This window comes from Dysgonomonas massiliensis, from assembly GCF_900240225.1.
Lineage (GTDB): Bacteria > Bacteroidota > Bacteroidia > Bacteroidales > Dysgonomonadaceae > Dysgonomonas > Dysgonomonas massiliensis.
This window is the reverse complement of sequence record NZ_OEPV01000016.1, coordinates 1-13974: the sequence shown is the minus strand read 5'-3', so window position 1 is coordinate 13974 and position 13974 is coordinate 1. Positions and strand designations below refer to the sequence as shown.

The following is a 13974-nucleotide window of genomic DNA, read 5'->3' as shown; positions in this document are numbered from 1 at the left end:
TTAAAATGTTAATAAATAAAATGTATTAATTTTATTCTCTAGCAGACTTATGAACTTGATATTTTTTGAATGAAGATATACCTAGAATGAATTATAATACCTTGTTATTATGAGGCCTATATTCAGTTCTAGCGAATAATAGAAATAATAATCGGGGCATTTCTCATCCTCTATACAAACAAGAATGTATAGTAGTATAATCTATAATCAGATCATATTAACAATATAAGTTAGCTTGAGATTTTTTGATTTTCCTTTTATTAGTAGTCTTTATTGACTCTAAGTTCTATTAATTATTGACAAAGTATTTATAAATTGATGACAAAGTATTTATAAAATGGTGATATTTTTATTTCTTAACACATAGTGTTGTATAAGTATAATGGATTCTTCATTATTGTTCTGTTTATATTTTTTTAAATTATTATTATTTGTAAAATCAAAATATTTTATTTTTGGACTTTATAGGGTGCTAAATTAATTAAATATTTATTAATCCTATTAAAAAGTAAGTATATCTTTCTATATTATATTTAAATGTTTTGTAATTTTATTTTAGTTGTTTTGTCTACTAAAAGTAAAAAAGATACTTTTGTTTGCTTTGTTTTGAATTTTATTATTGATTTACCGATTTATGTGCCTTCTATCTCGGGCTGTATGTTGTCATAATGCTATTTTTTTTTGTTTCTTTTGTGTCATATTTCAATATTGTTAAATAATGTTTTAAAACATGCTTTGCATTCCTGAAATTTATCTTTTGTAGAGATTAGTCTATAATAATAGTTAAAATTTTATTTGCTACTGTGAAATGCTTTGTAGAATTTATTTTATTGATCCTTATATCTGAATTGCTAATCAGTATCTTACTTATGTAATGTAATTGCTGAAATTGATTGAATCTAAATTTTGACTAATAATAACAGTTTAAGGTTGTGATTTTTAGTATATTTGTATCATACAGTCTAGACGTTATCATGGAAAAATACAAATAATTATATAAGTATATTTGGCTGTTTGTTACTTATTATTACAATGTTATACGATGAGGTTAACTTTTTTCTTATTGTTGTTTTTTATATCAATATCGAAGTCGTTTGCTTCCGATGTGAAGTTTTATAGCGTTAACTCGCTTTTTGGAACATCAATCAGGGAAGTATGTTCTATATGTAAAGATGCGAACGGATTTGTATGGGCTTCCTCTAAGATGGGGATACTTAGGACAACAGAACGCGATTGTCATATATATACTTTACCATATGCTACAGCAGATGTAATAACTGTCAAATTAATATACAAGAATGCCTCTTTGTATGCCTACACTAATAATGGTCAGATATTTATTTATGAAGAATTACAAGACAAATTTAGGTTGGTCGTCGATTTACGAAAATCATTACTAGAAAACTATTTTTTGCTTGTCAATAGTCTGATAGTAGATGATAATGGTGGATTCTGGATTAGTACATCAGTCGGATTATACCTTTACGAAGACGAAAATCTTACGTTGGTTGACAAGAAAGTATTGCCGGCATATGGTTTAACTCCATACATCAATAATCAGATATTTTACACTACAGACGATGGTATTAGTATATTGGATGTAACTAGTATGAAATCTAGTTTGTTGTGTAAAGTTCCAAACGGTAAGATGCCACATGTATCGACAATTTGGTATGATGAAGCAGAAAATAGGTTATGGATAGGTACCTCATCACAAGGCTTATATTATTGTGATATTGAAGAAAAGGTTCTCAACAAAACGTTGTTACCAGATTTTCCAATACAACCAATATTAACAATAGAAGAAAGTAGTGATTCAACTATTTATGTTGGTATTGATGGTCGTGGAATATTGGAATTGTCGAAAAGGGAACAAAAATTAGTAAATATTTATAATGAAGATGTTGATAATCCATATTCATTGCCTGGTGATGGTGTCTATGATATTTTCTGCGATTTAAATGATAGAGTCTGGGTTGCAACATATAGTGGAGGCCTTTCGTATTTTGATAGGGGATCTTCTGTAGTGATGCAGATTGCACATAAGATAAATTCATCAAACTCGTTGGGGAATAACCATGTCAATCGAGTCTTAGAAGACAGCCGAGGAAATATTTGGTTTGCAACAAATAATGGAATTTATAAGTGGAATATAACTTTCGATAAGTGGGATACATTTTATAAGAATAAAGATAAAGAAGGTCAGGTTTTTCTTGCCTTGTGTGAGGATGATGATGGGCGTATATGGGCAGGTTCTTATTCATCAGGTATTTATATCCTAGATGGGCAGACGGGCAAAGAGTTACATCATTATTCGCAGTCAGTAGCTGATACTGAATTTTCAGGAGAATTTATTTTCGATATCATGAAAGATGCTGAAGGCGATATTTGGATTGGTGGTATGATGAGTGATGTAATCTGTTACCGAACCAAAGAAAAACGTTTTCGTATTTATCCCGAACAACCAGTTAAATCGTATGCCGAATATGTTCCTGGTAAACTTTTGTTAGCTTGTTCCTATGGTTTGCTGATGTTAGACAAAGAAACAGGAGAAGAAAAAATTTTGCTTGATACTTATCTGACGCAAGGATTAGTTATTATAGATGATAATATATGGATTGCTACAAGTGGTAATGGGTTGATATGTTATAATTTGAAAACGAAAGAAGAAAAGAAATATACTGTAGATTCAGGTTTGCTGTCAGATTATGTAAATAGTATTGTCTACGCAAATAGTTACCTTTGGATCGGTACAGAGAACGGGCTTTGTAGATTGAATCCGATTGACGAAACCATTGTAACCTTCCCTTTTGTATATTCACTATCCAATCTGTCGTTCAATGTAAATTCAAGTTGTAAGTTGAAAAATGGAAGTTTGATATGGGGTACCAATAACGGAGCGATACTATTCGATCCCAATATGTTGTACCATCCTCGTAATAAAGGGCATATTTTTTATCAAGATATAATTGTTGCCGGGAGATCTATCAAAGAAAATCCGAATCTGTTGAAAGATACTCCTGTAAACAAACAGTCGGATATATATTTAAGCTATAATCAAAATACTGTATCAATAGAACTGATACCTATTGGTGTATATTCCTCAGGGGTTAAATTCTCATGGAAACTAGAAGGCCTAGATGAAGAATGGAGCTCTCCATCGAGTCTACAGACTATTGCATACACTAATATTCCCTCAGGAGACTTCAAGCTACATATAAGAATGTATGACGATTCGAAGTCTCATATTATAGATAATCGAACTTTGACGATTCACGTTATACCTCCATTTTGGGGTACTTGGTGGTTTAAATTTTTAATATATGTTTTAGGAATAGGCATCTTATTTGCAGTGTTGAAAATATACACAAATAGACTAAAACAATTCCATGCCGAAGATAAAATTCGTTTTTTTACAAATACAGCTCACGATATCAGAACATCTTTGACTCTCATTAATGCTCCGATAGAAGAATTGCATAAAGAAACCGGGCTGTCTAAGAAAGGACAATTATATCTAAATATGGCTACTGAACAATCAAAGAGGCTCTCTTCGGTAGCAACTCAATTGTTAGATTTTCATAAAGTAGATATAGGAAAAGGACAGCTCTTTTTGATTAAGATAGACATCGTTGCTTTGATAAAGAATCGAAAATCGATGTTCGAAAGTGTAGCCAAAAAAAATAATATTAAACTTAAGTTTAGCACTAACAAAGAGTTATTCTTCACTGCAGTAGATGAATTGAAAATAGAGAAAATTGTAGACAATCTGCTGTCGAATGCAATAAAGTACTCTTATCCAGATAGCATAGTCGAAATAAACCTAATATGCACTGCTAGCTCGTGGACATTGGAAATAAAAGATTATGGTTTTGGAATATCTGCTAAAGCCCAAGATAAACTATTCCGAGAATTTTATCGTGGAGATAATACTGCAAATTCCACAATGATCGGATCGGGCATAGGATTATTATTAACTAAAAACTATGTGGTGATGCACGAAGGGAAAATTGCCTTCGAGAGCAAAGAGGGTGAAGGGTCACTTTTTAAGGTGACTATTCCATTCAGAAATATTCCCGAAAATTTGAACGCGTCATTGATATCTGACCATAATGCAAAAAATAAGACTATGGATGATCGCGAGTTAGTAGAACCCAATGATGATTCATTACTTGAAGTAGAGGATAAAGATCAGACATTGATGATTGTAGAAGATAACGAAAACTTACGGCAATTCTTAAAGCTTTCTCTACAAGATAAATACAACATAATAGTTGCCGATGATGGAGCAATAGCTTGGAGTCTGATTCAAGAACAAGTTCCGGATTTGGTAATATCAGATATAATGATGCCTAATATGGACGGCTTCGAATTGTGTAGGCTTGTGAAGTCTACATTCGAGACGTCGCACATACCAGTTGTGCTATTGACGGCTTTATCCGATAAAACTAAGGAAATGGAAGGGCTTGGACTTGGTGCTGACGACTATATAACAAAACCCTTCGATATAGCAATTCTAACTCAGCGCATTCATACAATAGTCAAAAACAGAAAAGCAATACGGAATAAAACCTCGAAAACATATCAGAAAGAAAGCAGTGAAGAACCTATTTTTAAGAATGAATTGAATGATGAATTCGTGAAAAAAGCAATAGAAGTAGTAGGTAAAAATATTGCAAATACACAATTTGGAAAAGGAGAATTTGCTTATGCTATGAATGTGAGCACATCGTTACTCTATAAAAAGATGAAAGCATTGACAGATCAGTCACCGACTGATTTTATAAAACATATACGTTTGAATTATGCTCTAAGTTTATTGCAAAGCCAGAAATATACAGTCACAGAAGTGAGCGACCTTTCGGGATTCTCTAGCATTACATATTTTAGTACCGTATTCAGAAAACATTTTGGGAAATCACCGACTGATTTTAGAAATTAATATTCTTCTATAAAACAAGCTTGAGTGGATAAAGTAATATGTATACAATAAGCATATTTTTTATCCACTTTTATATTTGTAAATATTGAGAAGATAGTTTCTCGTCAAATATACTAGTCAGATTTTATACAGATGTCTAAAATAGTATCTTTTAAGGTGTCCAAAATCGAAAATTATGTATCTAAAATTGAAAATTACTTCTATATTTTAATCAAAATATTTGTTTGTGTTTGTCTTTTAATTTGCTTGTTGATAGTGTTTTGTTTGTTTTTTATAGAGATGATGTTAAGTGTCTTATGCTAAGTATATCTATTTTTTAAAATTAAATATCTAGTACCAAGAACTCTGCGATACAGAATCTTCTATATTTATATTTGTTTAAGTCGATTTATTATGAATAGCAAGGCAACGAATCTAATATAAAAACAATAAGTATAAACAATATTTTATATTATGAGTAGTCTAATTTACTCATTGTCTATACTTCTTAATTAATTTATCTATGAAAAAAAACTGTTTATAAATTTATTGAAGACTTGTGCTGATCTGATTTTAGATTTGCTCGAGTCTATAATATATTTAAAAAAAGAATCCATTTAAACTCATTTAACTTCTGATATGAATATTTTAAATCACTAATATATAATGTTAACAACCATGAAGAAACAATTTAATATATATATTATACTTATGGCATTATCTGTTTTTATGTCTTGTCACGGTAAAGAGAGAAGAGGTATGAAACCTTTGGATAAAGGTGCTTTCGAAACCCAGCAATACCGAAATGTTTTTGTAGAAATGGGATATGATGAAGATGAAGTCAATGCAAAGTTGCATGGTATCTTTAATAATTTGTTCGAAGGTCCTAACAAAATCTATTTCGAGGTTGAAGATTCGATGGCATATATTTCGGATATAAAAAATAATGATGTCCGTACAGAAGGTATGTCGTATGGTATGATGATAGCTGTTCAATTTGATAGAAAGGATATTTTCGATCGTCTATGGCGATGGAGTAAAAAATACATGCAGCATCAAGAAGGAGCTTTCGAAGGATATTTTGCCTGGAGTTGCAAAACAGATGGGACGCGTAATGCTATGGGACCGGCATCGGATGGAGAATTATATTATGTTACTTCACTTATATTTGCTTCCAATCTATGGGGTAATGATACAGGTATCGATTATTTACGTGAAGCACAATATATACTTGACTGTTCGATGGCAAAAGATGGTACAAACAAAGGGGTAACCAATTTGATTAATATGGATCATAAGCTTATTACATTCGTGCCAGTAGCTGGTGCGTCAGAGTTTACGGATCCGTCTTATCATATTCCTGCTTTCTATGAAGTTTGGGCGCTTTGGGCTGATGATGGGCGCTCCGATTTGTGGAATGAGTGTGCTCGTGTAAGCCGGGAATATTTGCATAAAACTATTCATCCTAAGACAGGATTAAACCCGGATTATTCTAACTACGATGGTTCGCCGTTCAAAACAAAATACGGAATTATAGGTGAGGCATTCCGATTTGATTCGTGGAGAGTGCCGATGAATATTGCTCTTGATTACTCATGGAGCTGTGCAGATAAGGAGTGGCAACAAGAGTATGGACATAAAATTCAAAACTTTCTTTATTCTCAAGGAGTCGAAACTTTTATCGATCAGTACAATATCGATGGTTCTATGGTTACAGATACTCTTCAGGCAGGTAATTATCCTAAAAAATTGCGTCATTCATTAGGACTAGTGGCTAGTTCTGCGGCTGTATCGTTAGTTTGTTCGCACGAGATAAGTCAAGATTTTATAAAGCATTTTTGGAACTCGAAGCATCAACCTGATGACGATGGTTACTTTGATGCATATTACGATGGTTTACTGCAGCTATTTGCATTTATGCATTTAAGTGGAAATTTTAAAATAATATTTCCTCCTGAGGCGTAATCTTGATTTAAAAATAATAGGATACGATGTGATTCGATTTAAATAATAGGAATAAATTATGTATAAATAAATATGAATTTTCAGATGAAAAATTTAAAGTTCTGTTACTTTGCTTTAATGGCAATATCTGTTATCTTTTTATCAGCTTCCTGTAGCTCAGAAAATAAAAAGAATGCCTATGAAGCTAAATTTGGATACTTCAAGTATGAAGGTAAGGATAAGTGGTTTGATCAAAAAATTAATCACAAGTCAGAATACTTCAATCCGATTGTTGCGGGTTTTTATCCGGATCCATCGATCTGCCGCAAAGGTGATACTTACTATTTGGTGCACTCATCTTTTAGTTTTTATCCCGGAGTTCCAATTTTTACGAGCAAAGATCTCGTTAATTGGAAACAAATTGGACATGTATTGGATAGACCATCACAATTGAATCTTGAAGGTTTAGACATTTCGGCCGGAATTTTTGCACCTGCAATTGAGTATAATAAGCATAATGATACGTTTTACATGATAACTACAAGTACATGGGGTATTGGTAATTTTTATGTGAAGACAAAAGATCCGTCAAAAGGTTGGAGTGATCCAATTTTATTGCCCGAAGTAAAAGGAATAGATCCTTCATTCTTCTTTGATGAAGATGGTAAAGGGTATATTGTACATAATGATGAACCCGAAAATGGACCGGATTGGAGTCAGCAACGCACCATACGCATTCATGAGTTTGATGTAGAGAATGATCGTACTATAGGTAAAAGTAAAGAGATTATCAGAGGTGGTGTAAATCCTGCCGAAAAACCTATATGGATTGAAGCTCCACATATCTATAAAATCGGTGGACAATACTATTTAATGTGTGCCGAAGGCGGAACAAGTGACTGGCACTCTGAGGTTATATTTCGCAGTAAAGATCCTTGGGGACCATACACTGCTGCACAATATAATCCTATTTTGACTCAGAGAGATTTACCTGAAAACAGAGATTTCAAAATTACCAATGCAGGCCATGCTGATATGGTTGAGACTCAGGAAGGTGAGTGGTGGGCAGTATTTTTGGCTTGCAGACCATATGAGGATAATATGTTCAATACCGGACGCGAAACATTTTTACTCCCGGTTCAATGGGAAAACGGATTTCCTATAATCTTACCAAAAGGTGAGCAGATTCCTATTGTAGTTAAAAAGAATAACCTTACAGAGAAAGAAAATTATTTAGCTGGTAATTTCGTTTATAACGAAGAGTTTGATGCTCAAGAACTAGATTACTCTTGGATTTATATAAGAACGCCGCAAGATGATTTTTATTCGATTAATAACGGTAAACTTAATATTAAGGCATTGCCTATTAGTATTGAAGAGAAAAAATCTCCGGCTGCAGTATTGCGTCGTCAGCAGCATACTAATTTCTCGTTAGAAACACAATTAGAGTATACTGCTTCTACTAATAATGATTTTGCCGGTATTACTTTATTTCAGAATGAAGAATACCAGTTCTTGTTCGGAAAGACTGTAATTGACGGAAAAGAAAGTGTAGTACTTTATCGTCTTGAGAAAAATAAAGAAATATTAGCATCCATACCATTGACATCAGATAGTCCTCTAAAATTGAAAGTAGAGGGGAAAGGACGTTATTATGATTTCTTATATAGTCAAGACACTGAAGACTGGAAAGTAATTGCTGAAAAAGTTGATGCATCAAATCTAAGTACTGAAATAGCAAAAGGGTTTGTTGGGACTTGTATTGGTTTGTATGCAACTACTAATCATAATGTGGCTAAGTAAGTAATTATTTAGTTCAATTGTTTAATTTCTTAAATAAAAAATATGAATAGTTTATCGGGTTTATTAATGTCGTTCATGATTATATGTTTAGCTAATTTACAACTATCAGCTCAGAGTAGAGTAGAAGATGGTGTCTTGAATAGCAAAATACTCAGTGCGGATCGTTCTTATACAGTATTGTTACCGAATGATTATGATAAAGAACCTGATAAAAAATATCCTATTTTGTATTTGTTACACGGAATGACCGAAACAAATCGTATTTGGTTTGACCGTGGACATGTGAAAGATATAATGGATCAACTGACTGCATCGGGTGAAGCTATAGATATGATTATTGTAGCACCCAATGCAGGCGGACGATTCGAAGATGATGCATGGAATGGTTACTTTGATATGCCGGGTTGGAAGTACGAGACTTTCTTTTTTGAGGAATTTTTACCTTTCATAGAAAGTAAATACAGAGTGATCGGGAATAAGCAAAACCGCGCTATTGCAGGTCTCTCGATGGGTGGAGGAGGAGCAACAGGTTATGCACAGCATCATAGTGATAAGTTTTGTGCTGTTTATGCTATGAGTGCTTTGATGACAATTCCAGGCTCAGCAGCACAGCATTTTGATAATCCGAAGGACAAGTTTGCAATTCTGACAATGTCAGTGATTGAGAATTCATGTGTGAAATATGTAGATGAGGCCGACGATAATTGTCGTCGACAACTTTCAACTATCAATTGGTATGTAGATTGCGGAGACGACGATTTCCTTTTAGACCGCAATATCGAATTCATACACGCTATGCGTAAAGCTCAAATCCCTGTCGAGTTTCGTGTTCGCGATGGTGGGCATACATGGGAATATTGGCATTCGGCACTCTATAAATGTTTGCCATTTGTTAGCAATTCTTTTAGGGATAATTAGTTGATGCTTTGAATTAAAAAATAGCATTACATGAATTAGACCCAATTGTTATCCTATACGAACTATTGAAAATAATATCAAATGAAAAGAAAACTAATTGTTTTATTTTTAGTCCTATTCACAGGTTTTATAAATGGACAAGAACTGAAATTAAAATACGATAAACCTGCACAGCAATGGGAGGAAGCTCTGCCATTAGGAAATTCTCGTTTAGGTGTTATGGTTTATGGAATTCCTCAGCGCGAAGAATTACAGCTCAATGAAGAAACTATTTGGGGAGGGGCTCCATATCGGAACGACAATACGAAGGCTTTAGCTGCTTTACCCAAGGCTCAGAAATTAATATTCGAAGGCAAGGCTCAAGAAGCTGATCAGCTGATCAACGAAACATTTTTTACTAAAACACATGGAATGCCTTATCAGACAGCAGGTAGTCTTATCTTAAATTTCGATGAGCATACAAATTATCAGGATTATTATCGAGAATTGGATCTCAACCGAGCTGTAGCGACTACACGATATGCGGTAAATGGTGTAAATTATAAACGCGAAATTTTCTCATCATTTGACGATGATGTAATTATAATGCAAATTACTGCGGATAAGCAAGAAGCTTTAAACTTTGATGTCGGATATGCTAATAGTTCGGATCATAAAATTTACAAAATAGATGATGTCTTGGTCCTAGACGGTAAAGGTGCTGATCACGAAGGTATTTCAGGTAAAATACGTTATCAGATACATACGAAGATTATAAATGAAGATGGTCAAGTTCAAATTTTGGATGATAAAATAAAAGTAACGGGAGCAACAGTAGCTACGCTTTATATTTCAATTGGAACTAATTTTGTCGACTATAAAACATTGGTTGAAAAACAGGGTGAAGAAGCTTCAAGAAAGCTTGATACTGCCTCCACCAAGGAGTATAATAATGCAATAAAGAACCATACTGATAAGTACAATAAACAGTTTAATAGATTCAGATTGTATTTGGGTGAAAAAGGTGATGCGTTACATAAGACAACAGATCGGCGAATTGCTGATTTTCATATTGATCAAGACCCTTCTCTTGTGACACTTTTAGCTCAATTCGGACGTTATCTACTGATTTGTTCTTCGCAACCGGGTGGGCAACCAGCCAATTTGCAAGGTATATGGTGTAATAGTATGTATCCGGCTTGGGATAGCAAATACACGATCAATATTAACACTGAAATGAATTATTGGCCGGCCGAAGTAACCAATTTGTCAGAATGTCATGAACCGCTATTTAAAATGCTCAAAGAACTAAGTGAAAGTGGCAGTCAAACAGCTAAAGTGATGTATGGAGCCGATGGATGGGTTGCTCATCACAATACTGACCTTTGGAGAGTTACTAGTCCGATTGATTTCGCCGCTGCTGGAATGTGGTCTACAGGCGGAGCTTGGTTGTCTCAGCATCTTTGGGAGCACTATTTATATACCGGAGATAAAGAGTTTTTGAAAGAAGTATATCCAATAATGAAAGGCTCAGCCGATTTTTATTTAAGCACATTGGTCGAACATCCTAAATATGGATGGATGGTTGTCTCGCCTTCAGTTTCGCCTGAACATGGTCCGCTGTCGGCTGGATGTACCATGGATAATCAGTTGGTGTTCGATATTCTTACAAGAACAGCTAAGGCAAATGAAATATTGAATGAAGATTTATCATATCGAGATCGTCTTTATAATATGGCCGACAGATTGCCTCCTATGCAGATAGGAAAATATAATCAACTTCAAGAATGGCTAGAAGATCTTGACGATCCTAAAAATGAACACAGACATGTGTCTCATTTATATGGTTTATATCCAGGAAGTCAAATTTCTCCCTATCGGACACCTGAGTTATTCGAAGCGGCTCGCAATTCGTTACTATACAGAGGTGATATGGCCACAGGATGGTCTATAGGTTGGAAAATTAATTTATGGGCAAGATTGATGGATGGAAATCATGCTTATAAGATAGTAAACAATATGCTGACGATTGCTAATCGCGAAAATGGAGATGGCAGAACTTATCCGAATATGTTTACTGCACACCCTCCATTTCAAATTGATGGTAACTTTGGTCTGACAGCGGGTATTGCAGAAATGCTGTTGCAAAGTCATGACGGAGCTGTACATTTACTCCCGGCTTTACCCGATGTGTGGAAAGATGGTGAAGTATATGGTATTGTTGCTCGTGGAGGTTTCGAACTTTCTATGAAATGGAAAAATGGTGAAGTAGCGGAAGTTACAGTATTGTCCAAAAATGGAGGTAATTTACGCATCCGTTCTTACGTACAACTTGTAGGAAAAGGGCTTCGAGTAGCTAGTGGCAAGAATTTAAACGTTTTGCTTGAAGATGCAAATGTTGCAAAGCCGTTGATTTCAAAAGAAGCCTCTCTGAAAGGCAATGTTTTGAATGAAATCTTCGAATATGATATTAATACAGAAGTAGGCAAGACTTACAAATTTAAAAATATAAAGTTCTAATTCATTACAATGCAGTTTTGACGCTCAATGGAAAGTCTGGTTCTATATTCCGATGCTCTATCTTTATTATGACGAAGAAGAGCGCGCGAAGTATATCGTCTAAACAAGAGTAAAAATGAATTAATCTTAATAAAAAATAAACCATGACAACAAAATTCTTATTATTTTCTTTGGGACTATTAACAATGATAGGATGTAGTAATAAATCTCCTGTTGTAAAAGAAACTTTTCTTAATCCAGTTATCTATGCCGATGTTCCTGATGTTGATGTAATAAGGGTCGGGACTGATTATTATATGGTCAGTACGACGATGCATCTAATGCCAGGAGCTCCAATTATGCGATCTAAAGATCTTGTAAATTGGGAAATTATCAGCTATCTTTTTGATGAAATAAAAGATAGCCCATTATATGATCTAGAAGGAGGAGATGTTTATGGTCAGGGACAGTGGGCATCATCCTTACGTTACCATAAAGGGAAATATTATGTTTTCTTTGCTACTAATACACCTCAAAAATCGTATATCTATTCGACTGATAATCCAGCTGGTAAATGGGAAAAAATAAGTGAATTTGATCGTACATATCATGATGCATCACTACTTTTTGATGATGATGGTAAAGTATACTTAGCCTCTGGAAGTGGAGAAATCCGAATAACAGAGTTGAATGAAGACTTGTCTGATATAAAAGAAGGAGGTGTTGACGCGGTAGTAATTAAAGGAGACAAAGATGGCTATCCAGGTTTGCTCGAAGGAACTCATCTTTGTAAATATGATGACAAGTACTATATGTTTCTGATCTGGTGGCCTGCGAAAGGTATTCGTACCGAACTTTGCTTCCGGTCTGATAAAATTGATGGACCATACGAATCGAAGGTTATTCTTTCTGACTTCATGGATAAACCAGGTGCAGGAGTTGCTCAGGGATGTATTGTTGATACTGAGGATGGAAATTGGTATGGATACTTATTTCAGGATAGGGGAGCTGTGGGGCGAGTTCCAGTCTTGATGCCGTGTCGCTGGGAAGATGGATGGCCTATATTGGGTGATGAGTCGGGTAGAGTTGCTAAAGAAATGGAAAAACCGATAAAAGGACATAGTGCTATACCATTGGTTATCAGTGATGATTTTGATTCTGATAAACTGGCTTTTAATTGGCAATGGAATCATAATCCGGATAATAATTTGTGGTCTCTGACAGAGCGTCCGGGGTATATGAGATTGAAAACAGGTAAAGTGGTTAAAACGATCTTTGAAGCACGAAATACTTTATCTCAGCGAACTGAAGGTCCTTTGTGTAGCGGTATTGTAAGCATGGATATCTCGAAGATGAAAGATGGTGACGTTGCTGGCTTTGGAGCCTTTTGTGCTGAGCCTGGGCTTATTTCGGTAGTAATGGAAGGAGATAAGAAGTATCTCGTGATGACTGATAGAGACATAGAAAAAGCAAGAATAGAACTCCATGAGAATATTGTATATCTACGAATGGATTGTAACTTTTATACGGATAATGCAAATTTTTACTATAGCCTAGATAAAAGCAATTGGACCGAATTTGGAACAGAGTTTCATATGATATATAATCTGAAACATTTTATGGGAAATCGTTTTGCTATCTATAATTTTGCAACCAAATCAGCTGGAGGCTATGTTGATATTGATTCATTCGATTTTTCTAAAAGTGAGTAAAGAACCATTGATAATCAATTTTAAATCTAGATGAGTTGTTTTAGTAATGTCATAAGTTGGTTATTCTTATTTAACGTGAGTTCGATATAAGAAAATGATTTTAGAAGATAGTCAATTGGCTATCTTCTATTATATCTACCCTAATCGAAGGCTTTTTCGGTAAGAAACTATATGCTAATAATCCGGCAATCAGATTGG

General features: G+C 34.3%; 6 protein-coding genes and 1 pseudogene. 6 read left to right on the top strand and 1 reads right to left on the bottom strand.

Translation table 11 applies throughout. The features are described 5' to 3' along the window. The first annotated feature begins 1042 nt into the window (after positions 1 to 1042). From C1A06_RS14390 to C1A06_RS14365, 6 genes are all read left to right on the top strand, one after another. Positions 1043 to 4942: a hybrid sensor histidine kinase/response regulator transcription factor gene (locus C1A06_RS14390; protein ID WP_101690844.1), complete on the top strand. Its 3900-nt coding sequence runs from the start codon at positions 1043 to 1045 to the stop codon at positions 4940 to 4942. Positions 4943 to 5599: 657 nt separating this feature from the next. Continuing rightward, complete coding sequence (locus C1A06_RS14385) at positions 5600 to 6886, top strand: family 8 glycosyl hydrolase (protein WP_101690843.1); 1287 nt, start codon at positions 5600 to 5602, stop codon at positions 6884 to 6886. 84 nt (positions 6887 to 6970) lie between these two features. Next, on the top strand, positions 6971 to 8668 hold the full coding sequence (locus tag C1A06_RS14380; RefSeq protein ID WP_245872083.1) for a glycoside hydrolase family 43 protein: 1698 nt from the start codon (positions 6971 to 6973) through the stop codon (positions 8666 to 8668). A gap of 42 nt (positions 8669 to 8710) precedes the next feature. Next, positions 8711 to 9586 carry an alpha/beta hydrolase gene (locus C1A06_RS14375; RefSeq protein WP_101690841.1) on the top strand — a complete coding sequence of 292 codons (876 nt, stop codon included), beginning with the start codon at positions 8711 to 8713 and terminating at the stop codon, positions 9584 to 9586. An 81-nt stretch (positions 9587 to 9667) separates the two neighbouring features. Further along, a complete protein-coding gene (locus C1A06_RS14370; RefSeq protein WP_101690840.1) occupies positions 9668 to 12085 on the top strand; it encodes a glycoside hydrolase family 95 protein in 2418 nt (805 codons plus the stop codon). Between the two features lie 185 nt (positions 12086 to 12270). Continuing rightward, positions 12271 to 13776 carry a glycoside hydrolase family 43 protein gene (locus C1A06_RS14365; protein ID WP_442341966.1) on the top strand — a complete coding sequence of 502 codons (1506 nt, stop codon included), beginning with the start codon at positions 12271 to 12273 and terminating at the stop codon, positions 13774 to 13776. 100 nt (positions 13777 to 13876) lie between these two features. Here the strand turns inward: C1A06_RS14365 and C1A06_RS15415 are convergent. Continuing rightward, positions 13877 to 13974, bottom strand: a pseudogene (locus C1A06_RS15415) (IS982 family transposase); the annotation flags it as partial.

Excerpts from the sequence above, each read along its gene's own strand:
- C1A06_RS14390 (WP_101690844.1), top strand. The coding sequence starts at position 1,043 with ATGAGGTTAACTTTTTTCTTATTGTTGTTTTTTATATCAATATCGAAG.
- C1A06_RS14385 (WP_101690843.1), top strand. The coding sequence starts at position 5,600 with ATGAAGAAACAATTTAATATATATATTATACTTATGGCATTATCTGTT.
- C1A06_RS14380 (WP_245872083.1), top strand. The coding sequence starts at position 6,971 with ATGAAAAATTTAAAGTTCTGTTACTTTGCTTTAATGGCAATATCTGTT.
- C1A06_RS14375 (WP_101690841.1), top strand. The coding sequence starts at position 8,711 with ATGAATAGTTTATCGGGTTTATTAATGTCGTTCATGATTATATGTTTA.
- C1A06_RS14370 (WP_101690840.1), top strand. The coding sequence starts at position 9,668 with ATGAAAAGAAAACTAATTGTTTTATTTTTAGTCCTATTCACAGGTTTT.
- C1A06_RS14365 (WP_442341966.1), top strand. The coding sequence starts at position 12,271 with ATGATAGGATGTAGTAATAAATCTCCTGTTGTAAAAGAAACTTTTCTT.